The 25,692-nt window shown below is 62.8% G+C and carries 20 protein-coding genes and 1 pseudogene; 11 read left to right on the top strand and 10 right to left on the bottom strand.

All coding sequences use genetic code 11. From position 1 onward, the window contains the following. On the bottom strand, positions 1-1,074 hold a 1,074-nt coding region (locus DXT88_RS23150), incomplete at its 3' end, for an MCP four helix bundle domain-containing protein (protein ID WP_265216211.1). A 327-nt stretch (positions 1,075-1,401) separates the two neighbouring features. Next, positions 1,402-2,322, bottom strand: coding sequence for a transcriptional regulator GcvA (gene gcvA / locus DXT88_RS23145; protein WP_265216210.1), 921 nt, complete (start codon positions 2,320-2,322; stop codon positions 1,402-1,404). A gap of 159 nt (positions 2,323-2,481) precedes the next feature. On the opposite strand from gcvA, the gene DXT88_RS23140 reads away from it, so the two are divergent. From DXT88_RS23140 to DXT88_RS23110, 7 genes are all read left to right on the top strand, one after another. Continuing rightward, positions 2,482-2,835, top strand: coding sequence for a DUF2917 domain-containing protein (locus DXT88_RS23140; RefSeq protein WP_265216209.1), 354 nt, complete (start codon positions 2,482-2,484; stop codon positions 2,833-2,835). 81 nt (positions 2,836-2,916) lie between these two features. Further along, positions 2,917-3,618 carry a lipoyl(octanoyl) transferase LipB gene (gene lipB / locus DXT88_RS23135; RefSeq protein WP_265216208.1) on the top strand — a complete coding sequence of 234 codons (702 nt, stop codon included), beginning with the start codon at positions 2,917-2,919 and terminating at the stop codon, positions 3,616-3,618. A 20-nt stretch (positions 3,619-3,638) separates the two neighbouring features. Further along, a complete protein-coding gene (lipA, locus tag DXT88_RS23130) occupies positions 3,639-4,613 on the top strand; it encodes a lipoyl synthase (protein WP_265216207.1) in 975 nt (324 codons plus the stop codon). Between the two features lie 289 nt (positions 4,614-4,902). Next, a complete protein-coding gene (locus DXT88_RS23125) occupies positions 4,903-5,511 on the top strand; it encodes a TetR/AcrR family transcriptional regulator (RefSeq protein ID WP_265216206.1) in 609 nt (202 codons plus the stop codon). Positions 5,512-5,617: 106 nt separating this feature from the next. Next, a complete protein-coding gene (locus tag DXT88_RS23120; protein WP_265216205.1) occupies positions 5,618-6,415 on the top strand; it encodes an SDR family NAD(P)-dependent oxidoreductase in 798 nt (265 codons plus the stop codon). A 184-nt stretch (positions 6,416-6,599) separates the two neighbouring features. Then, complete coding sequence (locus tag DXT88_RS23115; protein WP_265216204.1) at positions 6,600-7,604, top strand: NADP-dependent oxidoreductase; 1,005 nt, start codon at positions 6,600-6,602, stop codon at positions 7,602-7,604. 59 nt (positions 7,605-7,663) lie between these two features. Continuing rightward, entirely contained in the window at positions 7,664-8,470 is an 807-nt protein-coding gene (locus tag DXT88_RS23110; protein ID WP_265216203.1) for an oxidoreductase, read from the top strand. A gap of 30 nt (positions 8,471-8,500) precedes the next feature. Here the strand turns inward: DXT88_RS23110 and DXT88_RS23105 are convergent, their stop codons facing one another. Next, the gene (locus DXT88_RS23105) at positions 8,501-9,400 is read right to left on the bottom strand and encodes a polysaccharide deacetylase family protein (protein WP_265216202.1); all 900 of its coding nucleotides are present in this window, start codon (positions 9,398-9,400) and stop codon (positions 8,501-8,503) included. A 91-nt stretch (positions 9,401-9,491) separates the two neighbouring features. Further along, positions 9,492-10,739, bottom strand: a complete 1,248-nt coding sequence (locus tag DXT88_RS23100) for an MFS transporter (protein WP_321161133.1) — start codon at positions 10,737-10,739, stop codon at positions 9,492-9,494. A 161-nt stretch (positions 10,740-10,900) separates the two neighbouring features. On the opposite strand from DXT88_RS23100, the gene DXT88_RS23095 reads away from it, so the two are divergent. Both DXT88_RS23095 and DXT88_RS23090 read left to right on the top strand, forming a co-directional pair. After that, a complete protein-coding gene (locus DXT88_RS23095) occupies positions 10,901-11,791 on the top strand; it encodes a LysR family transcriptional regulator (protein ID WP_265216201.1) in 891 nt (296 codons plus the stop codon). A gap of 223 nt (positions 11,792-12,014) precedes the next feature. Further along, positions 12,015-12,761: pseudogene (locus tag DXT88_RS23090) on the top strand (YoaK family protein); the annotation flags it as partial. A gap of 111 nt (positions 12,762-12,872) precedes the next feature. Here DXT88_RS23090 and DXT88_RS23085 read toward each other — a convergent pair. The 4 genes from DXT88_RS23085 to DXT88_RS23070 form a co-directional block, all read right to left on the bottom strand. Continuing rightward, positions 12,873-13,544 carry a DUF1120 domain-containing protein gene (locus DXT88_RS23085; RefSeq protein WP_265216200.1) on the bottom strand — a complete coding sequence of 224 codons (672 nt, stop codon included), beginning with the start codon at positions 13,542-13,544 and terminating at the stop codon, positions 12,873-12,875. Between the two features lie 158 nt (positions 13,545-13,702). After that, positions 13,703-16,198: a hypothetical protein gene (locus DXT88_RS23080; protein ID WP_265216199.1), complete on the bottom strand. Its 2,496-nt coding sequence runs from the start codon at positions 16,196-16,198 to the stop codon at positions 13,703-13,705. A 1-nt stretch (position 16,199) separates the two neighbouring features. Then, complete coding sequence (locus DXT88_RS23075; RefSeq protein WP_265216220.1) at positions 16,200-17,375, bottom strand: DUF3142 domain-containing protein; 1,176 nt, start codon at positions 17,373-17,375, stop codon at positions 16,200-16,202. A 331-nt stretch (positions 17,376-17,706) separates the two neighbouring features. Continuing rightward, entirely contained in the window at positions 17,707-18,777 is a 1,071-nt protein-coding gene (locus DXT88_RS23070) for an SMP-30/gluconolactonase/LRE family protein (RefSeq protein WP_265216198.1), read from the bottom strand. Positions 18,778-19,215: 438 nt separating this feature from the next. On the opposite strand from DXT88_RS23070, the gene DXT88_RS23065 reads away from it, so the two are divergent. Beyond that, a complete protein-coding gene (locus DXT88_RS23065; RefSeq protein ID WP_265216197.1) occupies positions 19,216-19,971 on the top strand; it encodes an SDR family oxidoreductase in 756 nt (251 codons plus the stop codon). A gap of 65 nt (positions 19,972-20,036) precedes the next feature. Here the strand turns inward: DXT88_RS23065 and DXT88_RS23060 are convergent, their stop codons facing one another. Next, positions 20,037-22,175: a TonB-dependent siderophore receptor gene (locus DXT88_RS23060; protein WP_265216195.1), complete on the bottom strand. Its 2,139-nt coding sequence runs from the start codon at positions 22,173-22,175 to the stop codon at positions 20,037-20,039. A gap of 285 nt (positions 22,176-22,460) precedes the next feature. Further along, entirely contained in the window at positions 22,461-23,204 is a 744-nt protein-coding gene (locus DXT88_RS23055; RefSeq protein WP_265216194.1) for an AraC family transcriptional regulator, read from the bottom strand. A gap of 326 nt (positions 23,205-23,530) precedes the next feature. On the opposite strand from DXT88_RS23055, the gene DXT88_RS23050 reads away from it, so the two are divergent. Continuing rightward, entirely contained in the window at positions 23,531-25,684 is a 2,154-nt protein-coding gene (locus DXT88_RS23050; RefSeq protein WP_265216192.1) for a TonB-dependent siderophore receptor, read from the top strand. Positions 25,685-25,692 lie beyond the last annotated feature (8 nt).

Raw genomic sequence — 25,692 nt, 5'->3', positions numbered from 1 at the left:
GATGTCGACGATCTTGCGCGACGATTCATTGATCGAACCCATCGTGTCGACCACCTGGCTGACGACTGCGCCGCCCTGGATCGCGACTTCCGATGCGGATACTGCCAGCTGGTTGGCCTGGCGTGCATTGTCGGCGTTCTGTTTCACGGTCGAGGTCAGTTCTTCCATCGCCGAGGCGGTTTCTTCCAGCGAGCCGGCCTGTTGTTCGGTGCGGCTCGACAGGTCGAGGTTGCCGCTGGCGATTTCGCTCGACGCCGTGCTGATGGTGTCGGTGCCGACGCGCACCTGGCTGACGATATTGAGCAGGTTGTCGTTCATGGTCTTGAGCGCGGTGAGCAACTGGCCGGTCTCATCCTTGCCGCCGGCCACGATGTCCGAGCTCAGGTCGCCCGCCGCCACCGTCTCGGCTATGCCCACTGCTTGTGTGAGCGGGCGCGTGATGCTGATCGTCAACAGCCAGGCAAGCGTGCCGCCCAGCACCAGCTCGACGATGCCGAGAATGAGCAGCATGTTGCGGCTGGACGAATAGTCGTTGGCGATCGCGGCGGCCGAGGTGGTGATTTCCTGACGCTGCATGTCGCGGAATTTGGCGACTGCTTCTGTGTAGGAGGCATACAAGGGCATGAATTTTTCTGCGGTCATCTTCTTGACCTCGTCCATGTCGCCGGTTTTTTTGAGCTTGAAGACATCGTTGCGAACCGCCTGGTAGGTATCGCGCACCTTGTTGATCTCGGCCAGCTGAGCAACCTCTTGCGGCGGTGTGTTGACCTCTTCGATCTTCTTGCGCATTGGCGCAATGCGGGCCGACTCGGCGGCAATCTGCGCCGTGAAGTATTGCTGCGCATCGGGATCTTCCGTCTTGATCACGGCCAGCGTGCGAATGCCGCTCTCGCGGATCACCGCCAGCCATTCGACCGCGTTGCGCTCGTTGGTGACCGAGTCGGAGGTGATCGCCACCACGGCGGAATTGATTTGGTGCAAGCGCCAGACGCTGATGCCGAGCATCACGACCATGAGCATGAGGATGACGACAAAACCGATGCCGAGGCGTGTGCCGATTTTAAGATTTTTCATAAGTGACTCCTGGCGAAAATAATATTCAACGCGACTTCAGACGAGTCCGGCCGGCAAGACGGCGGCAATGCTCAGGTAAGCTCAAGCGAGCAGTAAGCGAGCAGTAAGCGCGCAGACAAGATCGGACTTCGTCTGCGCGGGCGATGCGCATACGTTGCGGATAGCAACTCCATGCAGCAATGTGGGGAGGGGATTTCATCGGCATCCGCGGTCGGCGGATACCTGTCGGCAACTGTTCATATCGTTCGCCGCTCCATACCTGCACGATAGGGCATCCGGCGTTTTCCAAGCAGTCGAACAGAGAGGTTTTCGGGCGGTATTTGCCGGTTACGGACCGGGCCAGCGTTCGTTCGATTTGAACAGTGCGATTTCTTCCAGCAGCCAGGTGCGGAAATGCCCGACCTGCGGCTTGCCCAGCGTTTCCGCATGGCACACAAAATAGTAGGCGCGCTCGCTTTTCCAGGCGATGTCGAACAGGCGCACCAGTTCGCCGGCGGCGATTTCCTGGGAGGCGATGGCATGCCGCGTCAACGCCACGCCGGCGCCCTCGGCCGCTGCGCGCAAGGTCAGCGACGAATCCTGCGTCACCAGGCCGCCGGCCGGATCCTGCAGATCCAGCCCAGCCAGCTTGAACCACGGCAACCAGGATTCCTGCAAGCCGTCCATGCGCAACAGCACGCAGTCGCGCAATTGCTGCGGCGACGAGGGCAGGCGGCCTTGGCGATAGTGGGGGCTGGCTACCGGATAGTAGAAATCTTCCATGATCAATTCAGCTTTCAGGCCGGGATAATTTCCCAGCCCGAAGCGCACGCCGACGTCGATGCCGTCGCGCGCGAGGTCGTTGAGATGGCTGCTCGATTGCAGGATGACTTCAATGTCCGGATAGCGGTCGATGAACTTCCACAGCCGCGGCGCCAGCCAGCGCGACGCGAAGGAGGGCGGCGACGAGACGACCAGGCGTTGCCGGCCGCCTTGTTCCTGCAGCATTTCGGCGGCGGCGGCGATTTCGGTCAGGGCATTGCGGATGGCTGCGGCGAAACGCAGGCCGGCTTCGGTGATGGCGATGCGTTTGCCGTTGCGGGTGAACAACGGCAGGCCCAGTTCCTCTTCCAGCGCGCGGATCTGGTGGCTGATCGCACCCGGCGTGACGTGGATTTCTTCGGCCGCGCGCGAAAAGCTGTCGTGGCGCGCAGCGGCCTCGAAGGCGCGCAATGCAGCGAGATTGGGCAATTTACGAAAGTCGGCCATGGTATGTGAGTAAAACTATCAAGAGATGCCAATATATATCGTTTTGGTTTGCCTGTGGCGCTGACTAAAATGGCTTCACGGATCGCACAAAAGTGCACGCACGCTGGGACAGCAGGGTATGTTGCCCAAGCTTTCCCGGCACAACCGAGAGAGGCTATCATGCAAAATATATTCACTAAGAAAAACATCCGCCTCCAAGCCGGCGACCTCATGTCGCTGCAGGTCACGCGTCCGCTCTGCCTGCAAGTCGACAGTGGCCGCGTCTGGATCACGGTCGAAGGCGGGCGCACCGATTACTGGCTGGCCGGCGGCCAGAGCCTGGACATTCCCGGCCAAGGCTTGGTGGTGATTGAGTCGGTCAAGACGACCAGCAAGCTGCAAGTCGGACTGTGCCGCCGCCATTGGCTGATGCGGCTGGCCGACGGAATGCGGACGCTGGCCCGGCGCTTGCGCGGTCGCCGGACGGTGTCGCCCGTCGCGGCCGGAACGGCAAGCAATTGCGGGCAATCTTAAGTTTCTTCGAGGCATCTCAGTCGACCTTGCACCCGGTGCACCTCGGCGCAATCCGGCGATTTTCGTTACACTTGCGGGCATATGCATACCGCACCACAAGCTCCACCGGCCCTCCTGGCTGCCTCGACGCCGACGGCGCCGCAAGTCGTCCGGCGCGGCGTTGAAGACTACCAGGTCAGTTTCGACGCCATGCGCGCGTACACCGACAGCCGCACCGCAGACTCCCCCGACCAGCTCTGGATTGTCGAACACCCGCCGGTGTTCACGCTCGGCCTGGGCGCCGACATCGCCCACGTGCTCAATCCCCATGCCATTCCCGTGGTCCAGACCGATCGCGGCGGCGAAGTCACTTACCACGGCCCCGGCCAGGTGGTGGTCTACCTGCTCATGGACCTGCGCCGCAACCATCCCGGCGCGCGCCTGTTCGCCCGCGAATTCGTGCAAAAGATCGAACAGGCGGTGATCGACACGCTGGCGGCGTATAATCTCGCTGGCGAGCGCAAGCAGGGCGCGCCCGGCATCTACGTCAGCGCAGGGCCGTGGCAAGGCGCCAAGATTGCCGCGCTGGGCTTGAAAATCCGCGCCAACGGTTGCACCTATCATGGCGTATCGCTCAATGTGGCGATGGACCTGGCGCCGTTTTCCTGGATCAACCCCTGCGGCTACGAAGGCCTCGCCACCGTCGACATGCAGACACTGAACGTCGACGCCCCGCTGAGCGACGTGCAGACGCTGCTTGCCGACCAACTCGTTGCGCATTTTGCTATGGCGCCATCGCCTTGATGGCAAAAGAAATCACTACTATGACTACCGAAATCACTCCAGCCGCGCCGACGCTGCGCAATGCCACCGACAAGCAAAAGGGCGCCGGCAAGACGGCCTGGATCCCGATCAAGATCATGCCGGCGGAAAAGCTCAAGAAGCCCGACTGGATTCGCGTCAAGGCCGGCTCGCCGACCACCCGCTTCTACGAAATCAAGGACATCCTGCGCGCCAACAATCTGGTGACGGTGTGCGAAGAAGCGTCCTGCCCCAACATCGGCGAATGCTTCGGCAAGGGCACCGCGACCTTCATGATCATGGGCGACAAGTGCACCCGCCGCTGCCCGTTCTGCGACGTCGGCCACGGCCGTCCCGATCCGCTCGACCCGAATGAACCGGAAAACCTGGCCCGCACCATCGCCCAGCTCAAGCTGAGCTATGTCGTCATCACCAGCGTCGACCGCGACGACCTGCGCGACGGCGGCGCCGGCCACTTCGCCGCCTGCATCCGGCGCGTGCGTGAACTGTCGCCGGAGACCCGCATCGAAATCCTGACCCCGGACTTCCGCGGCCGTATGGATCGCGCGCTGGAAATCCTCAAGATGGCGCCGCCGGACGTCATGAACCATAACCTCGAAACCGCACCGCGCCTCTACAAGGAAGCACGTCCCGGTTCCGATTACGAATATTCATTGAATCTGCTCAAGCGCTTCAAGGATCTGCACCCGAACACCCCGACCAAGTCCGGCATCATGGTCGGCCTCGGCGAGACCGACGAAGAAGTCCTGCAAGTCATGCGCGACATGCGCGCCCACAACGTCGACATGCTGACCATCGGCCAATACCTGATGCCCAGCGGCGACCACTTGCCGGTGCGCCGCTACGTGCATCCCGACACCTTCAAGATGTATGAAGAAGAAGCCTACAAGATGGGCTTCGTGCACGCCGCCGTCGGCGCCATGGTGCGCTCGAGCTACCATGCGGATCAACAGGCGCACGGCCTGGTTGGTTTGTGAATTCCAACGGCAACGATAAACGCAACTGAACAATGATCGTCGCTACTCTCTACTCTACAAAGATAAACGCTACCGTAGAGAGCGACGATGCAGTCACTGCCTGAACTCTCCAATCTCACGCCCGGATAACCGGGTGTGGCGATTCTCCGACCAGGCCGCGCTTCCGAAGCCTTCCGCCACCGCTCACCAGCAACCAATCTCCAATTACCGATGGTGCATCCCGGTACAGTCAGTACCGAATGAGACACGCAATTGCATGATTCCTGTGCAGGAAAAACAAAAATAATATATGATGGTCATCATGCAAAATAAGCCAGCCAAAACCGCAACCAGGAAACGTAAGGAAATCTCGCACGATCGTATCGTGGAGGTGGCGGCGCGCGCCATCCGTCGTAGTGGCTATGCGGGTACCGGCCTGGCTGACATCATGAAGGAAGCCGGCCTGACGCACGGCGGTTTTTACGCGCACTTCAAGTCGCGCGACGCCTTGCTGGCCGAGGCTTGGAGACATGCGGGGGCCGAATCGGCTGCTCTGGCGGCTCGGGTGACCTCCGCTGCGCCGCCAGGGCAGGCAATACAGGCAATGATGCAGGCGTATTTATCGTCCGAGCATATCAGTGCTATTGAGACTGGGTGCCCGGTGTCGGCGCTGGGCTCGGAAATGCCGCGCCAGTCTCCCGAGGTGCGGCGTGCCGCAACGATACATATCAAGGAGATGATCGATTTGATTGCCCGCCAGCTACCGGACTGGGGGCAGCCGCAGGCGCACCAGCAGGCGATGGCGCTGCTGTGCGCCTTGATCGGCACCACCGTGATTGCGCGGGCGGTTGATGACCCTGCGCTGTCCGAGGCGCTGCGCGCGGCCACGATGAAGCACTTCAACCCCGCTACCGATTGAGTTTTCCGGTAGTTTTTTTTTGATCATAAATATGATGATTATCATATTTATGCCTTTTGTTCGCTGGAAATCCAGCACAGCAGTGCTAACTCTTTAAGGATCTACGATGTCAACATCCACACGAAAAATCGCCGTGATCACCGGCGCCTCGTCGGGAATCGGCGCAGTCTATGCCGACCGTTTCGCCAAACGCGGTTACGACCTGGTATTGGTCGCCCGGCGCGCCGACCGGCTGCAAGCGCTGGCAACAACGATTTCCACGACGCATGGTGTCAGCGTCGAGACGCTGGTCGCCGATCTGGCCACGGATGACGGCCAGGCCAGCGTAGCGCAAGTCCTGACGACGAACCCGGCAGTCAGTGTCCTGGTGAACAACGCCGGCATTGCACGGCTCGCGCCCATCGCCGGCGGCGCTCTGGAAGATTCCACGTCGCAAATTGCGCTGAACATCACCGCGCTGACGCGCCTGACGCACGCGGCCTTGCCTGGCATGAAGGCGCGTAACGAAGGCTTGATCATCAATATCTCCTCCGCGCTGGCGCTGCATTCTTTACCGATCAGCTCGGTGTACAGCGGCACAAAAGCATTTGTCCTGAGTTTCAGCCGCGGTCTGCAGCAGGAGCTGGCCGACACGGCGGTCAAGGTGCAGGTCGTACTCCCGGCCGCCACAGCCACGGAGGTCTGGGACCAATCCGGCGTACCGCTCTCTGCCCTGAATCCCGATACGGTCATGCCGACAGAAGCGATGGTCGATGCGGCCCTGGCCGCGCTGGACCAAGGTGAAAGCATCACATTGCCCGCAGTGGCTGACGCGGGTGCCATCGAGCGTTTTGAATCGGCGCGCGCTGCGCTCTTTGCGGGTACCCAAACCGGCAAGGTCGCACCCCGATTGCTGCCGGCCTGAGCTACGCCCATAGCCGCGCCGGGTATCCTGGCAGCGGTTGTCATTGAAGTCATGTTCACGCTGGCGTTGCTGCATGTCGGCCGGCAATCATCACCGACCCGGGGGCGGTGAGGACAGGGTTAACCCCGCGCGGCAGGTCGATGCAAGGACCGTCGCCGTACATAGAAAGAAAAAGAGGGAAAGCATGAAAGCACTCGTTCTGAAAAGCTATGGCGGACTCGACAAGGTCGGCTTCGCCGAAATCCCGCGACCAGTGATCAAACCAGATGAAATCCTTGTTCAGGTGCTCGCTGCCGGGTTGAATCCTATCGACTACATGATCGCGAAGGGCACGTTCAAGCCCATCTTGCCGTTGCGACTGCCCCACACAGTCGGCAGTGACCTGGCAGGGATCGTGATCGAAGCGGGAAGCAAGATAACGCGCTTCAAGCCGGGCGACGCCGTGTTCGCCAGCATCTTTGACCTTCCGGGCGGCAGCCTCGCCGAATTCGCTGCCGTGCCTGAATATGCAGCCGCGCTCAAGCCGGCCAATCTGGACTTTGTACAGGCGGCCTCGATCCCGATGGTTGGCCTTACATCGTGGCAGGCGTTGCATGAGCGCGCGCAACTTAAACCAGGGCAGAAGGTATTCATCCCGGCGGGTTCGGGCGGTATAGGCACTTTCGCTATCCAACTGGCCAAACATTTTGGTGCGACGGTGGGTACCACGACCAGCAGCGTCAATGTGAACCTGGTGCGTAGCCTCGGCGCGGACGAAGTAGTGGACTACAAAAAGCAGGACGTGGAGAACGTGCTGCGGGGCTACGATGCCGTGCTGGGCACCGTCAGGGGCGACGCGCTGGAAAAGTCCCTGGCGATCCTGAAACCCGGCAGCAAGGTAGTTTCGTTGATAGGGCCGCCGGACGCCGCCTTCGCCCGCGCGCGCGGGATGAACTTTCTCATGAAGGTGGTGTTCAGCCTGTTGAGCGCGAAGATCATTCGCCGCGCAAAAAGGCGCGACGCCAGCTATTCCTTCCTGTTCGTCCGCCCAGACGGCGGCCAGCTTGCCGAAATCGGTGATTTGCTTGCGAGCGGGCGAATCCGCCCCGTGATCGATAGGGTGTTTGCGTTTGATCAGGCGAAGGATGGGCTCGTCCATCTTGAACAAGGCCGTGCCAAAGGCAAGGTGGTAGTGCAGATGAAGCAATAGCGCGGCCGCGTGCTTGCGTGCAGCGCAACGGATTTCAAATTAAATCAAAAGGAAAAATGATGGCGACTTCAAAAGTTGTTTTGGTAACCGGTGTCTCATCCGGTATCGGTCGGGCGGCGGCCGAGCAATTTGCACGGCAGGGATGCGAGGTATTCGGCACCGTCCGCAATATCTCCACGGCGGCGCCATTGCCCGGCGTCACCCTGATTGAGATGGATGTCCGCAACGACGACTCAGTGCGCCATGCCATTGCCGAGATCGTGGGCGCCGCCGGACGCATCGATGTACTCGTCAACAACGCCGGGGTGAATATGATCGGCGCGGTGGAGGAGACCAACATGACCGAGGCGATGAGTCTATTCGAGACCAATGTCTTCGGCATCATGCGTACCTTGCAAGCCGTTTTGCCGCACATGCGGAAACAGCGCTCGGGAAGAATCGTGAACGTGAGTTCCGTGCTTGGATTCCTTCCTGCGCCCTACATGGGGCTCTATTCGGCATCGAAGCATGCGATCGAGGGGCTGTCGGAAACACTGGATCACGAAGTACGACAGTTTGGCATTCGTGTCACGCTGGTGGAGCCGGCCTACACCAGAACCAGCCTGGAGACCAATTCACCGCAGGCCAAGTCCACTCTTGCTGCCTACGACCGGGAGCGCAATATTGTGGCCGCCGCGGTTGCCCGCGCTACCAACGAGGCGCCTGAGCCCTATGCCGTTGCCACGACAATCGTTGACGCAGCGCTTGGCAAATGGCGCATGCGCCGCACGCCTGCCGGCCAGGCCTCGCTGTTGGGTACATTACGCCGATTCTTGCCGGCAGGGCCGGTGGACGCCAGCTTGAGAAAACAATTCGGGCTTTCCTGAAATCTGCCTGCGAGAGCGTGATCAATGCGCTCAGTGAGAATTGCCATCCCACATCCAGGCCCACAGCGGCGGCAAATGCAGAGGCCTGGAACGGTCCGTGACCGTGCGCGCCATCACTGCGCGCTGCAATGCCGCGCTGTCGTCGTAGAACGGCTTGGCGGCCACTCTCAGGCCGGTTTCCTGCGCGCTGTCGAGCAGGATCTGCATGTACTCCAGCATATGGCGCGAGGTGTAGCGGTTGAGATCGTGGAACGTGACTTCCACCGGGATCACGCCATCCACGGTCGGCAGTTCGCCGTCGGCGATGCGCTCGCGCACTTCCGACAATTGCCGCAGGATATTCGAACGGCGGCGCAGGCTGAAGTTGTAGCCCCAGATCTTGCCGTCGTTCAGGCTGACATCGGTCATCAGCACATGAAGACCGTGCTGCTGATAGGCGGCGAAGGTGCGCTGATCGAAGTTCCAGAACGGCGGACGCAAAAAAGTCGGTGCGGCGCCGGTGATGGCGGCAATATCGGCACTGCCATCGGTGAGCGACTGTTCCAGCGCCTGCGGGCTCAGGTCGCGATGATTGGTATGTCCCGGAGTACTGGTGTGGAAGCCAAGAATATGTCCTTCCGCATGCTCGCGCCGCATGATCGCGCGACCAAGTTCGCTACCGCCTGCACCGCTGGCGCGCGTCTGGACAAAGAACACCGCCTTGACGCCGGGCACGTGCGGGTTGTTGGCGAGATCGTCCAGAATCGACAGCGTCGGATTGGCAAAGCCAGATGCACTCGGACCGTCGTCGAAGGTCAGCAGGAAACGAATCGGCGCCAGCACATTGAGGCGCTGCTCGGTCAGCGGCGTCAGCGCAATGGGCGGGGCAATGCAGCCGCTCAGGCCAAGCGCCAAGGTGACTGCCGATAAAGTGGAGAAGATGGTTTTCAAGCTGCGGACCGGTCATGTGTTGCAGTGTCGACAAATCCACGGAAGAGCCGCACAGAAGCGGCCCGATTATACCTGAGCGCGTGCCGTCAAATTAAAGGAACGCGGCGGCCGGAAAGCCTTTGCGCCGGGCCAGCCACGCCACTGCCAGCGTCGGCGCCAGCAGCGCCAGCAAGGCCCACGGAAACGATGCCACCCCGACGGTATCGAGCAGCACGCCGCCGACAATTCCGCCGCCGGCAATGGCCAGGTTCCACACCGTCACGATCATCGCCTGTGCGAGGTCAGCCGCGTCGCCGGCATTCTTGGCCGACGCCGTCTGGAACAGGGTTGGCACGCCGCCATACGCCAATCCCCACGCCGCTACGCCGGCATACACCATCGCCGGGGCGCTGCCCCATATTCCCAGTGTCGCTGCAGCGAGGCCGAACAGCACGATGCTGATCAGCACCAGCGTGCGCAGCCGGCGATCAATCAGGGCGCCGGTGACCCAGATCGAGGCCAGTGCGCTCACGCCGAAGATCAGCAGGATCGCACCGACCTTGTCCGCCATGCCGGCCCGCGCAAGGAAAGGCGCGATGTAGGTGTACAGGATGTTGTGCGCCAGCACGAACGCCAGCGTCACAAACAACACGGAACGCACGCCGGGCAGCATGAACACCCCGGCGATCGACAAACGGCTGTCGCTTTTCTGGCCAGGAAAATCCGGCACCCGGGCGATCGTCCAGACGATCAGGATCAGCGTCATCGCGCTCATGATGCCGAAGCTCAGGCGCCAGCCCACGCTCGCGCCGAGAAACGTCGCCGCAGGGATGCCCAGCGACAGCGCAATCGGGATGCCGGCCATCGTGACGGCGATGGCGCGGCCCTGCAAATGTGACGGCGCCATACGCGCCGCATAGCCCGCGATCAGCGCCCACACCACGCCTGCGAACACGCCGGCGAAGAAGCGCGCCGCCAGCGTCAGCGCATAGCTGGTCGATACTGCGGTGATCGTGTTGACGATCACGAAGCCGACGATGGCCGTCATCAGCAAGGGTTTGCGGCGCCAGCTCTGGGTAGTTGCCGTGAGCGGAATGGCGGTAATCATCGAGCCGATCGCATACAGGGTCACGAGCTGCCCGATCAGGGATTCGGACACGCCCAGGTCGGCGCTCATCTGCGGCAGCAAACCAGCCGGCATGGCCTCGGTGAGGACGGTAATGAACGCCGCCATGGCCAGCGCCAGCAAACCTGCAAGCGGAAGTTTGCCGGCGGTTTGGCTGATCGTGCTGTTTGCCGGGTGAGGCCGCGCAGATGCCGGCGCAGGGGTGTCGGGGTTGGAGCAGGTCGAAGAAGTCATTTTGGAGGTCCGGTCGTTGTCGAGTGAAGCAGCGGCAAACGCCATTGCGTGAACAACCAAGATAAGGCTTTCAGCGACTGCGGACAATTGGGCTATAGTTCCAAACACATTGGATCAATATGTCCGCAATTGAAACCGGACACGACGCGCGAAGGAGCGCCATGGATAGCCTCAACTCGCTCAACGCCTTCGTCCAGGCGGCGGAAGCGCGCAGTTTTACCGCCGCCGGGCATCAGCTCGGCGTGTCGTCCTCGGCCGTCGGCAAGTCGATTGCGCGCCTGGAAGAACGGCTCGGCGTGCGACTGTTCCACCGTTCCACGCGTTCGGTGACGCTGACGCCGGAAGGCGCCGCCTTCCTCGAGCGCTGTCGCCGCATCTTCGCCGAAGTCGAAGCGGCCGAGCAGGAATTCGCACACAGCCTGGGCGCGCCGCGCGGCAAGCTGCGCGTGAGCATGCCCATCGTCGGCATGCTGATGATGCCGGCGCTGAGCGCCTTCATGCGCGTGCATCCCGAGATTGAACTGGAACTGGATTTCACCGACAGACTGGTTGACGTCATCGCCGAAGGCTTCGACGCCGTAGTGCGTTCCGGCGACGCGGTCGATTCGCGCCTGGTGGCGCGACCGCTCGGCAAGTTCAGGTTCCGGCTGGCGGCGTCGCCGGCTTACCTCAAACGCGCCGGCGTGCCGCGCACGCCCGACGATCTGCTGCAGCACGCCTGCCTGCATCACCGCTTCGCCACCAACGGCAAGCTGGAGCGCTGGCCCCTGCGCGGCGGCCGAGGCCGCAAGGACCTCACGCTGGACTTGCCGACCACCGCCGTGGTCAACACCATCGAGCCGCTGATCCACATGGCCGAGGCCGGGCTGGGCATTGCTTGCCTGCCGGATTTCTCGATTCGCGAACAGGAGCGCAAAGGCACGCTGGTGAGCGTGCTCGACAACTACATCCATCACTCGGGCACCTTCCGCATGCTGTGGCCGTCCAGTCCCTATCTCTCGCCCAAGTTGCGTGCATTCGTGGATTTCATGGCGGCGCATTTGTTCGCGTGACGGACATATGAAATTCAGGTGAAATTCGCGCCCCTCCGGTCTTCCTGCAGCCGCTTCTTTCCAGGCGTCTTTTTACCGGATCATGCGGCATCGCTGGCGCACAAGAGAACGTAGCCGGCAGCATCAGCGAGGCGGGAGCGCTATACTTTGGGGGCCATACCGGAGACCTGCATGCACGGTGGTCTCCTTCCTGTTCAGCGCTGTATTGCCTCGGAAAACCGCTATGCCCGTCTCCTATCTCCGCAGTCTCGCCGGCAAGAACCGCACCCTGGCCGCCAACCGGCATCTGGCCTTTGTGTTGTCCGCGATTGCGGGCGCGATCAATGCCGGCGGTTTCCTGGTGGTCGGGCAATTCACTTCGCACATGTCCGGCATCCTGTCGATGATGGCCGAGGATGTCGCCATCGGTGCGATCGGCTTGTTGTTGTCGGGCGCGGCCAGCATGCTGTTCTTCATTGCCGGCGCGGCCAGTTCGGCGGTGCTGATCAACTGGGCGCGCAAGCGTCGCCTTGAAGCCGAATACGCCATGCCGCTGATCGCCGAAGCGCTGCTGCTGTTGTGCTTCGCGCTGCTGGGCGGCAACATCACCGGCATCGAGTGGCTGTTCGTGCCGGTCACGGTGCTGTTGCTGTGTTTCATCATGGGCTTGCAGAACGCCATGATCACCAAGCTTTCGCGCGCGGAAATTCGCACCACCCACGTCACCGGCATGGTCACCGACATCGGCATCGAACTGGGCAAGGCGCTTTATTGGAACAGCAACCGCCATCCCGACATGCATGTGCGCGCGGACGTCGCCAAACTTCGCACGCTGACCACGCTGGTGGCGCTGTTCTTCACCGGCGGCGTGGTCGGTGCGCTGGGATTCAGGCACATCGGCTTCATATTCACCTTGCCGCTTGCCGCCACGCTGATCTTCGTCGCGCTGGTGCCGGTGCTGGATGACGTACGGCGCGCGCTGAGTCGGCGGCCGTAACGCAGCAATAGCGCAGCAACGACGACGCGCCATGAAAAAGCCCGCCACCGCGCAATGCAGGGACGGGCTTTGCGCCAACCACAGCGCCTCCTCAAGTCAATTCAATTACAGGTACTGCACTTCAATCGTGGCCGAGCCGTCGAGGTCGATGTTCTGCGTCAGCGGCAGGTTGTCGCCCTTGTCCAGCACGGCGGTCACGCCGAGGTTGCCGGAGATGGTCTTGTACGAACCCGGCACGGTCGCGCCGGTGGCGGCGAACGACTGGCGCGCGCTGCCGTCGGCGTGGAAGCGGCCGTAGGTCGACTTGGCCCAGGTGTTGTTGTTGGCGGCGTCGGCCACCACGTCGGGAGTAGCGCCATCGGCCGTGAACGAACCGACGATGGTGCGCACGCTGTAGGCGCCGATGTTCTTGCCGTCCGCTGCGCCCAGGCCGTAGGCATGCTTGTCGGCCAGGTTGGAGTTGATTGCGGTCATCAGGCCGGGGACGACGGTCGAGGCCTTGTTGTCGATGGCGCGCACGGCGACCTTGGTTGCTGCATCGCAAGTCACGGTGAAGGCGATGGTCTTTTCAGGCAGCGGATTCGCGGCTGTTTTCTTCAGGCCGGCGCCGGAGATGGTGCCGTAGTCGACCACGTTGGTGCCGGTGAAGGCCGGGGTGCAGGCCGACGGACGAATCACGCCCTTGACCTTCAGTTCGGCGGTCTCGGCGGCTTGCGCGGCGAAGGACACCAGCAGAGAAGCAGCCAGGGCGGAGAAGAGGGCGATTTGCTTGCTCATGATCGTTTCCTTAAGTAGTCAGAATGAGTTGAAGTTCGTTTGAATTCGTTTTGCTTCAGCACCTTGTGTTTGCTTAAGCAGTGAAGCCATTCTGACGATTTAAGGATCGGATTTATATGAGAAAACTCTCAAAAACAAAGTTATAAAAATAACAATGATTACAACTTCGCCGCGCGCATATTACGTCGCCGGCGTCGCACCAGCCCGCTGACAACGGCCGCTGCCGCAATCAGCGCCAGCGCCGCGGCGACGATGGCCGCGTTGCGATGCGTCGCCACCCAATGGCGCGTCTTCTTCCACGCCTGCACATACGGGAAGCGGCCCGCCGCCTTGAAATCCGGCTCCGCGCAGTTCTGGCCGAAGTCCGCCGAAAATGGCACGGCTGCACCTTCCTTCACGTAGCGGCGATACGGCACGGGGGCCAGCGCCGCATCGTAGTAGACGAAGCCGGTGCCCTGGCACAGCACCGCGGCGAAAGCCTGCGAGCGCGCCGGCAGTTCGTCGGCCGACTTCATGATGTAGTCGACGGCGATGTTGCGGTAGTGATAGCGCTGGTTGGGTTTGCTCTCGCTGGCGGCATAGCGCTTGCGCTCCTCGTCGGTGACGAAGGGACCGGGCAGGTCGACGGCCGCGCGCTGCCCGGGTGTTTTGGCGAGGGGCGCCTTGCTGGCGTCGTCGCGCGGATCTTCCCGGACTTCCATGCGGCCCATGCCGAACGCCAGCATGCCGCCGAGTCCGGCGTAGTCGGGCGCTTCTTCGTATCCCATGATGTCCATGCCGCGCCGGCGCGCCAGTATTGCCGCCTTGTACCAGGCTTCGGCGCGCGTCACGGCGCGCCATGCATGTTTGGCGTCATTGAGCGCGTCGCCATATTCCTTGGCCGTGGCGCGATAGCGCCAGGCGGCCAGGGTCCGCTTGCCGTCGGTGTAGTAATTCTCGTCGACGTCGACGTAGCGCAAATCCTGGTCGTCGGGAAAATAGGGCAGCGCATCGGCGACGCGTCCCTCGCGCACCAGGCGTCGTGCCAGCAGCCGGCGCAGGTAGTCGGACAGTTGCGCAGGATGCGCGCTCAACCAGTCGTAATAGGACTGGTCGGGGGTGACCGGGAGGATCGGCGGCGGCGCCGGTACCGGTGTTGCCGGGACATGCGCATCGACGTAGGTCTTGAGTTCATCGACCGTCAACACGCGCTCGGCCAGGTACCAGGTGTCGCCGCTGTAATCGCTGTAGAGCGGATGGCCGAGGCTGTCGTTCTTGCCGCGCGCCTGGCTGGCCGTGGTGACCTTGTACAGCTGATCGAAGGCGTCGACGTATTGTCCGCGCGACAGCGTCAGCACGCTCTGTTCTGCCTTGATCAGGCCGAGCGAGGCGGGCTCGACGCTGGCGTCATTTTGCGGGAAATCTTTGGCGGCCTCGGCATAGGCTTGCGCCGCTGCCGCCACGTCGCCCTTGCGCAAGGCCAGCTTGGCGCGCACCCAGCTGGCCAACGCGCTGCGCTGCTTGTCCGCCAGCGTCTGCGCCAGTTCGTACATCCCGCTGCGATAAGCGAGCGCCGCCACGCGATCGGCGTCGGCAATGTTGGCGATGCCGCGTTTTTGCAACGCTGCAACCAGCGACGGCAGCACCGGATTGACCTTGACGTCTTTGCCGCCTCTGCCGGCATCGACGTAACCGTAGCCGCCCCACGAGGCGTCGTATTCGGCCGGCTGGCTGGCGTCGGCGCCGCTCATGTCGCCCACGCGCGCCAGGGCATAGCCGACCAGCAGGCGTTGTGCGATCGGATCGTCAATCAGCTTCTGCGCACGCCCGGCATCGCTCAGCGCCCATTCCGCGATGATGCGCAGCGATTGCACGCCGCTGTTGGAATTGCGCGCGGCCTGTTCGGCGTACAGCCGAACGGCCTGCTTCAGGTCGGCGGCCGGGACGTCGTCGGCGCAGGGCATGGCGTTGACGAAATCGAGATAGCCGCACATGGTCGTGCTGTTGATCGCGCTACCGACCAGAAATACGCGCGCCTGTTCGCCGTAGCTCGCCACCGCCAGTCCCTTGGGATCGGGCGCACCGGAAATCGCGCGCGAACGCGCCAGTGCATACGCCTGGATGGCTTTGGCGCGTTCTTCGCCGGGCTCGTTGCCGGCGGCCGTGATGGCGCCGGCGTGGCTCTGCCCGAGCATGTAGGCAGCCCACACGGCGCGTTTGTCGCCGTCGGTTTTGGGTAAATCAAGCACGGCCTGGAAGCGTTTCCGTGCGCGTGTTCCGGCGTCAGCGGCAGCAAGATAATCCACCGCGCCGGCCGCATACAACCGTACCGCCGGCGGCAGGTCAGGGCCTTGCGCATACGCGGCGTCGCCGTCCTTGAGCGCGCGCACGGCCTTGAGCTGGGCAAGCTGGACGGGCGTCATGAAGGCGGCATCGGCGGCGTCCGGCTTGCCGGACGGATCGGGCGTGCTGTCGCTTTCATTGGCCAGCAATGCGTCGCCGGGTTTGACCAGATGCGCAGCTTCGTAGGCGAAGGAATTGGTTGGCGTCGCCTTGAGCGTGCCGGCGCGATCGTCGAGCACCTGCAGCGGGAAGTCGGGACCGCAGGCGATCACGACGGCAGCGCTGAAAGGGATCGCCAATGCGACCGCGATGCGGAGATGTTTGATGTTCATGTCAGTGTTCCACATGGAGTTGGATGTGTGCTTGCCCGCAATGGACCCAGCCGATGTTGCGCTGGTAGCCGGCGCGCAGCAAACCGTCGCGCGTGCGTCGCAGATATTTGCCTTGGGCGTCGGCCTCCAGGGCGTAGCCGTTGATGCCGTCGGCGGCGTCGCAGGCCGATGCCGCATCGATGCGCACGATCAGCGGCAGCGCGCTGTCGGCGTTGCCGTTATTGCGCAGCATGAGGTCGTGCAGGCCGGCTTGCGCATTGCCGCGGGCTTCCACCGTCACGGCGGAGACTACGGAGACTAGCGGCTGACGCGCCAGCACCGCTTGCCAGGTCGGCAGGCTCCAGTTGCGCACGTCGTCTTCGGTCGGCAGGCGGAACCAGACCACGCCGATCAGGCCCGGCGCCGGATTCTTGTCCAGCTGCGCGAGGAAGGCGCTCACCACCGCCGGTGATGCCGTCAGCTCCTGCGCGGCGTTGCCGGACGCCAGCAGGGGACGTTCGCTTTCGACTGCGCTGATGCGGCCGTTGTCGTCCCAGCTCACGCGCGTGCCGTACGACGGCAATGCAATGCGCCATGAATGCGCGCTCTGTTTTGCATAGGCCTTCAGCCACGCCTGCGCGCGCTCGGCGTCGAACAGGCCCTGGCGTGGATTCATCACCGCATGCACCTGCAACACCGATTCGTCGGTAATCGCCAGCAGCTTGCTCAGTTCGGGACTGTTGAGCCAGGTCGGCAGCGCCGTGATCGACAGCGTGGTGTCGCGGTCCAGGCTTTGCCGCATCCCGGCCAGGAAATTGCGATACGCCGGCAATTGCGAAGTCGGGCAGTCGTAATCGATTTCCACGCCCGCTATCGGCACGCCTTGTTGCCGCCAGCGCGCCAGCAGATCGTTGACGCGCGCATGCGTGGCGGTATCAAGCGATCCGGTCTGGCCGTCCAGCCGCACCACCATCACGATGGCGTGCTGCGTCGTCTTCAGCGCCTGCCAGTCGGGATTGACGATCTTCCACTGGCGCTGCGCATTGAGCTCCGCCGCGAGCACGCGCCAGCCGCCGACCAGCTGATCGCTGGCCTGCATGGCGGCGCCGACGGCAGGACTCCATTGCCGCTGCCAGATGTAAGCCTGCTGCGGCAAGACCTGCGGCGCGCGCTGGCAAGCGGCGAGCAAGCCGCACATTGATAAAAGGAACAGAAGGGAAATCGAACGCAGGCGCCGGGGGCGGGATTGCAAGCCGAATGAGAGGCAGCGCAGCATGTGTGGTGTGGGGCAATACGGGTTGGGAGTCGGATCAACCGGATCAAACCGGATCGTAGGAAGGCATGGCCGCAAGAGACGACACAGGCATTCTAGTTTATCCGTCTGACGCTGCGCTGAGGCGTCGAGGATTTATTCGCGCGAATGGTGACTGGTGACTGGTGAATCGGGGAAGGAAAAAAGAAAGAGGCGCCACCCGATCAATCGATCAGGCGGCGCAGCACAAGCGGCGATAGCTGGCTTGGGTTCAGACCTACACCGCGCCGCGCGTATCGACATACACCGCATACAGCGAATGGCTGCTGGCCATGAACAGGCGGTTCTTCTTTGCTCCGCCGAACACCAGGTTCGGGCAGCGTTCCGGCAGGTGGATGTGGCCGATGGCCTTGCCTTGCGGCGTGAACACGCGCACGCCGTCGAGCTCGGCCGGTTTGGCGTCGAGTGCGCCGTTGCTGCCCCAGCCGCACCACAGGTTGCCGTCGACGTCGACCTTGAAGCCGTCGATCGCGCCCGGACCGGCGGCGTCGACCGCCAGCGTGCGAGAACCGAGTTTGGTCCCGTTATCCGTCAGCTGATAGGCCCAGATCAGGCGGTTCGGCGTGGCGCGCGACTCGACGATGTAGATGACTTTTTCATCGGGCGAGAAGGCCAGGCCGTTGGGGCCGGCCAGTGCGTCGGTGATCAGGCTCAGCTTGCCGCTCTGGCCGTCGATGCGATACACCGCGTGCGGCAGTTCCGAGGCTTGCTTGTCGCCTTCCCATTCGCCGGCGATGCCGAACGGCGGATCGGTGAACCAGATCGAACCGTCCGATTTGCAGATGATGTCGTTGGGCGAGTTGAAGCGCTTGCCGTTGTAATTGTCGGCCAGCACCGTGATGCGGCCGTCGTATTCGGTGCGCGTGATGCGGCGGGTCAGATGCTCGCAGGCGATCAGGCGGCCCTGGCGATCGCGCGCCAGGCCGTTGGTGAAGTTGGCCGGGTTGCGGAATACCGAGGTCGTCCCGGTGACTTCATCCCAGCGCATGATGCGGTTGTTGGGGATGTCGCTGAACAGCAGATAGCGGCCGTCGCCGAACCAGACCGGCCCCTCGACCCAACGGAAACCGGTGGCCAGCTGCTCGACCGTCGAGCTGTACAGCCGGTATTTGAGGAAGCTGTTGTCCAGCACCTGCACGTTGGGATCGGGATAGCGCTGGCTGGCCTTGAAGTCGAAACTCTGGGCTTTGGCGGTCAGGGCAGTGGTGGCCATTGCCAGGCCGCCGAGCAATGTTGTACGACGAGTTATGTTGAAACCAGAGGGTTTTTTCTTGTCTTCTTGATTCATCGTTGTCTCCAGATTGGGGTGGAATTCCGACGCCGCCGACCGGCGGAGCACGTCCGCAGCAGGCGAAGAAATCGGGTTTGGTCCATATAGGCATGCGCTGCGACGGGAAATGCCGGTGCGGCATGTCGCAAAGAGTGGTGAGGCTGTCTCCTGAGGTGGCAGGCTGAGTGGGGTAGCCGGCCTCCTCATACTTATATGTTGTCGTACATCTTATAAGCAGAATTGAGGATTGGCAATGTGATTTTTTTCAGGGGAATGGGCCTCTATTATTGGCGTTTTTCGAATAGTGATAGCAGATCAAGCCTGTTTATACAATCCAGGCCAAGGTCCACAATAGCTTCATCGATTGGCGAACGCGCAAACGCGACACAACACACGCACCTCATCGCCGGCTTACGCGACCCCTTCATCCCCCATTCCATTCATCAGGAGCACATCATGGAACAAGCAAGCACCGCTACAGCACAACAAGTCGCCATCGTCACCGGCGCCTCGCGCGGCATCGGCGCCGAAATCGCCAGACAGCTTGGCAAGCAAGGCTACGCCGTGGTCGTCAACTACGCCGGCAGCGCTGCCGAGGCGCACACCGTGGTCGACGCCATCGTTGCAGGCCAGGGCAAAGCCATTGCCGTACAGGCTGACGTCGCCGACCCGAAGGCCGTCAACGCCTTGTTCGAACAAACCGTCGCCGCCTTCGGTCGCGTCGACGTGTTGATCAACAATGCCGGCATCATGCCGCCGAATCTGCCGATGCTGGCCGATACCGACGACGCCACCTTCGACCGCCTGATCGCGGTCAACCTCAAGGGCAGTTTCAACACGATGCGCGCCGCCGCCGCCCACCTGCAACAAGGCGGCCGCATCGTCAATTTTTCGACCAGCGTGATCGGCCTGGCGCTGCCCGGCTACGCGGTGTACGCCGCCACCAAGGGCGCCATCGAAGTGATGACCAACATCTTCGCCAAGGAATTGCGCGGCAAGCAGATCACCGTCAACGCCGTCGCACCGGGACCGACCGCGACCGCGCTGTTCCTGAACGGCAAGACCCCGGACGTCGTCGAGCGCATGTCCAAGGCTGCGCCGCTGGAACGCCTGGGTACGCCGGAAGACATCGCCAAGGCAGTGACGTATCTGGCTGCGCCGGATGGTTGGGTCAACGGCCAGACGCTGCGCGCCAATGGTGGTCTGGTGTAAAGCCCGGGCGAATCTCAGGAAGAGATTCCGGGCACATCAGCGGAGGGGTTGGCGTCGGATCATGTTCAGAACCTGATGTTCAGGCCGAGCATGGCCGCGCGTGCGTCGCCGGGCGCAATCCAGACGTTGCTGTAGGAACTGGCGTAGTAGCGCTTGTTGAACAGGTTGGCGACATCCAGCGACAAGCGCATGGATGGCGTGAATTGCCAGTAAGCCAGCGCCTTCGCCGTCACGTAAGCCGGCAGCATGAAGCTGCTTCCGGCATCGCCGGTGCGTGCGCCGACATAGCTGGCGCCGCCGCCCACGCCATAGGCGCCGCCGCGCACGTCGACGTCTTCATATACCGCCAGCACGCTGCCCGAGGTGCGCGGCACGTTGATCAGGCGTGCGCCGACCGCCAGCGTGTTGTCCCTGGTCACGGCGGCGTCGGTGTAGGCCAGGTTGCCGGTGACGCGCCAGTGTCGCGCGAACTTGCCGTTGAAATCGAGTTCGACGCCGCGGCTGCGTACTTCGCCGGCGGCGATGCTGTAGGAAGTGTTGGCCGGATCGACCGTCAGCACATTGCGCTTGGTGATGTTGAACACTGCCAGCGTGGCGCCGGCCAGCTGGTCGCTGCTCTCGTATTTAAGGCCGGCTTCGGCGGCGCGCGCGGTCTCCGGGCTGAAGGCATTGCCGCCGGCATCGCTGCCGCTGTTCGGACGGAACGACTTGCCGATGCTGGCGTACAGCGACACCGATGGCGTCGCCAGGTAAGTCAGGCCAAGGCGCGGCGAGCTGGCGCTCTTGTCCTGGCGCGCGCTGGTGCCAAGGCGACGGTTGTCCAGCGTCGAGCGGAAGCTGTCGAAGCGCACGCCCGCCAGCAAGCGCCAGCGTTGCGCCAGGCTGATCTGGTCTTGCAGGAACAGCGCCGTGCTGGTCTGGCGTTCGGCGGTGTCGGTGTTGGCCGGCGGCGTCGGCTGGGGCTGACCGTAGACCGGATTATTGACGTCGATCGCATACGGTGCGCCGGCGCTCGGGTTGATGCGCAGCAGGCGCTGGTCGAGCGTCATGCGGTCGGCTTCGACGCCGGTCAGGATCTCGTGGCCGATGCCGCCGGTATCGAACTTGCCGCCGATCTCCGCCTGCAGCGACGTGTCGTGCCACGAGAAATCGCGATAGCGGCGCTGGCGCCACAGCGTGGCATTGTCGGCGCGCAGCGACGAGGCTTCGGTCGAGTAGCCGTCCAGCGTGCCTTGCTTGTGGAACACGCCGGTGCGCAGATGCCATTGCTCGCTGATCTGGTGCTCCAGCGTGAGCTGATGGTTCTGGTTGTCCATCTTGAGATTGCCGTCGTTCGGCTCGCCGAGGAAGCGCGACGCCGGCAGTGCATCGAGACGGCCGTTGACGGCGACGATGCCGCGATCCATCGGCGCGATCTGGCGCAAGAACTCGGCCTCGTAGTTGAGCGTGGTGTGGTTGCCGAGCAGCCAGGTGAATGCCGGCGCCACGAATTCCCGTTTGCTGCGCACGTTGTCGCGGCTGCCGCCCTTGCTCTCGGCGGCGGCATTGAGGCGGTAGGCCGCGTTGTTGCTGAGCGCGCCGGTCGAGTCGATCGCGCTACGATAAAAGTCATTGCTGCCGATCGACAGGTCGAGAGCGTTGGCGGCCTTGAACTGCGGCTTCTTGGTCACGACGTTGAGCGTGCCGCCGGGCTCGCTGCTGCCGTACAGCGCGGCCGAAGGGCCTTTCAGGAAATCGATGCGCTCCACGTTGGCGACGTCGCGCGGCGGTGAGTAGCCGCGATTGGAGGCGAAGCCGTTCCACAGGATATTCAAGCCGCCGTTTTCATTGCCGGAAAAACCGCGCACCGAATAGTTGTCCCACAGTCCGCCGAAATTGTTCTGGCGCGCGACGCCGCTGACGTATGGCAGCACGTCGTCCAGGCGGGTGGCGTGCAGGTCGTCCATCAATTGGCGCGACACCACCTGCACCGACTGCGGCAGTTCCTGCAAGGGAGTATCGGTGCGCGTGGCGCTGCTGCTGCGTGACTGGCGATATTGTTCCTTGTCGCTGCCTTCGGTGACGGTGATGGTTTGCAGCACCGAGGACGGCGGGTTGGCGGAACCGGCCGGAGCAGTGGCGGAGGCGGATTGCGCTTGCGCGTGACTGGTCTGCGCACAGGCGATCAGGCTCAATACCGCAAAGCGGATGGCGTTATTTTTCATGGAACGATGATTTCCCCGGGAACGATGTTGGTGATTTTTCCGACGTCATGTTCGTGGCCCGTGCGGCTGGCGGCAGCAGCTGGCGCGGTAATACAAGCCTGATCGACGTGACGGAGAGGTTTGTGAATTGTGTCGGTCGCATTGTAATGCAACTAAGTTGCAAATAATAGTTGCGTGCGCACGCTATTTTTGAAAACTCTGATTTTTGAAATCAGACAGACGAATAGATTTGAGAGCCGATGCGAAGTTATGTGCAACGCCCCAGGTTACTGAGTGGCGGGCGACTTATCCCAGCGACGTCAGATAACGTTGCGGCGTGGTGCCCATGGATTTGCGGAACATGGTGATGAACGCCGACTGCGAGGCGTAGCCCAGCGTCTCGGCGACGCGCGCCAGCGGCTCCTTGAGGATCAGGCGGTACACCGCCTCGCTCACGCGCATCTGCTGGCGCCACTGGCCGAAGCTGAGTCCTGTCTCGTCGCGGAAGTGGCGCGCCAGCGTGCGCGTGCTGAGGCCGAATTGTTCGCCCCAGACTTCCAGCGTGTTGTTGTTGCCGGGATCGTGCATCAGCTTTTCGCAGATCTGCCGCAGCCGCGCGTCGGTGGGCAAGGGCAGCAGGCCGCCGTGCGCGGCCGGTGCATCCTGCAAGGCGCGCAGCAACAGCGGCGCGATCAATGCGGCGCGGCTGTCGGGCGCGTATTCGAGCGGGTCGCCCAGCATGCCGACGATCAGCTCATGCAGCAGGCCGGAGACTTCGATCATGCTGCAATCGGCGCTCAGCCACGACACCGCGTCCGGTTCGAAGTAGACGCTGCGCAGCGCCACCGCGCCCACCGCATGCAGCTCGTGATCGACGCCCGGCACGATCCACATGGCGCGCGAGGGCGGCAACAGCCAGCTGCCGGCCGGCGTCAGGATGCGCACCACGCCGCTGGTGGCATAGACCAGTTGGGCTTGCTCGTGGCTGTGCCAGATCTCGCGATAGCCGTCCTGGTAATCGAAGGCCCGGACCACCACGGGACGCGGCATGCGCCGGTAGCCTGAGCCATAAGTGTTACGCCAGATTTTGTCCATTTTGCAAAAAAATGATTAAATATCGTGTAATCAAGCCAGATTATGGCGTATTTGCGCACTTTGTTGGCATTACAAAAATTTTCGGACACCATAAAATATCGTAGTCGACACGGGCAGACGTAGCCGCCGCCAAATTTCCTGATCGACCGATGCGGCAGCTTTCTGCTCACGGACTTCTCTTTCGACCATCTTCGCTGCTCCCGCCTGCTGGCCGGCGCAGCCATGCCGAAACCTTTCCTGCATCGTCGTTAAAACAACATCCACATCGATAGGGAACAGGTATGTCCAGGCAGAACATGGTTTTCGGCTTCTCAGCAATTCAACTTGCGACGATGACGCTGTGCCTCGGCGCGCCGCTGATCAGCCAGGCGCAGAGCGCGGAGCCGGCAGGCGGGCCGGCGTTGCCGGCGGTCACGGTATCGGCCGTGCGCGACGCCGATTCGCCCACCGGTCCGGGCAACGGCTATGTCGCCAAACGCAGCCTGGCCGGCACCAAGACCGATACTCCGCTGGTCGAAACGCCGCAGTCGATTTCGGTCGTCACGCGCGAGCAGATGGATGCGCAGGCGGCGCAGACACTGGATGCGGCATTGCGCTACACGCCGGGCGTGTATTCGCAGGACAACGACCTGCGCTTCGACCAGTTGTCGGCGCGCGGCTTCGACCTGGACTCCTACCTGGATGGCCTCAAACTGGTCAAGACCGCGACCTGGTTCGTCACGCCGCGCATCGACACGTCTCTGCTCGACCGCGTCGAAGTGCTGCACGGTCCGGCATCGGTACTGTACGGCCAGGCCGCGCCGGGCGGCGTGGTCAACATGGTCAGCAAGCGACCGACCGAAGAAGCCTTCCATCGCATCGATTTCCAGGCCGGCAACAATGACCGCTACCAGGTCGGCTTCGACATGGGCGGTCCGGTCGACGCCGACGGCAAGGTGCTGTATCGCGTCACCGGCCTCGGCCGTTACGCCGGCACCCAGACCGACCACGTGCGCGAAGAGCGCTACGCCATCGCGCCCTCGGTCACCATCAAGCCGGGCGCCGACACCACGCTGACCATCCTCACCAGCCTGCAGCACGATCCCGCCGGCGGGCTGTTCAATCCGGTGCCGCTGGCGGCCGCCTCGGGCATCAATCCGAACGGCCGCATCTCGTCGAAGAGCTATTTCGGCGATCCCCAGCGCGACCACATGGAGCGCACCCAGGGCACGCTGGCCTATATCTTCGAACATCGCTTCAGCGACGCGCTGACGGTGCGCCAGAACGTACGCTACCTGCATGACGACATCGACTACTACCAGACCTCGATCACCGGTCCGCTGGCGGCCGACAACCGCACCGTGCCGATCTGGTCCAACATCAACCGCGAGCACCTGACCAACTTTGCGGTCGACAACCAGGCGCAGATCAAATTCAACACCGGCGCGCTGGCGCACACCACGCTGGTCGGCATCGACTACCAGCGCACGCTCGGCGGCGTCAACCGCGGCGGCGCCGTGACCGGCAGCATCAACATCTACAATCCGAATTTCGCCGCGCTGAGCACCGCGCAGATCACCACCTTCGAAGACTATTCGCTGACCCAGGTCGGCGCCTACCTGCAAGACCAGGTCAAGCTCGGCAACTGGTCGCTGCAACTGGGCGGCCGCAAGGACTGGACCACCAGCAACGACGTCCAGCGCACCGGCGCCGTCACCACCGTAGCGCGCCAGAACGACAGCGCCTTCACCTGGCGCGGCGGCCTGACGTATCAGTTCGACTCCGGCCTGGCGCCGTACGTCAGCTACGCCAAATCGTTCCAGCCGACCATCGGCAGCAATACCGGCGCAGCGCCATTCGTGCCGACCACCGGCAAGCAATATGAAGCGGGTGTGAAATTCCAGCCGAAGAACACGGACGCGCTGTTCACGCTGGCGGTCTACGACCTGCGCCAGCAAAACGTGCTGACGCCGGATCCGGTGTTCCCGACGCGCTCGGTCCAGACCGGCGAGATTCGTTCGCGCGGCATCGAATTCGAAGCCCACGCCAACCTCACCGAGAACCTCAAGGCGATCGCCTCGATCAACAAGATGGTGCAGGACATCACCCGGTCGAATACCGCCACCAGGGGCAAGCGTCCGGTGGCGCAACCGGGCCAGATGGCGTCGGCATGGCTGGACTACACCATCCACGGCGGTTCGCTCGACAAGCTCGGCTTCGCCGGCGGCGTGCGCTATGTCGGCAGCAGCTACGGCACGGCCGACAACCTGACGACCGTCGGCGGTCGCACCCTGTTCGATGCGGCGATTCATTACGACTACGACCAGCACTGGAAATTCGCGCTCAACGCGGCCAACCTGTTCAACAAGGAATACCTGGCCTATTGCAGCAACGGCTTCCTGTGCTACTGGGGCGCGACCCGCACCGTGCTGGCCACCGCGCGCTACCAATGGTGATGACGGAG

The sequence above is a fragment of the Herbaspirillum lusitanum genome, assembly GCF_026127345.1.
GTDB classification, from domain to species: Bacteria; Pseudomonadota; Gammaproteobacteria; order Burkholderiales; family Burkholderiaceae_D; genus Herbaspirillum; species Herbaspirillum lusitanum.
Note: the sequence above shows the minus strand (reverse complement) of the source record. Positions and strands in the feature narration are given on the sequence as shown.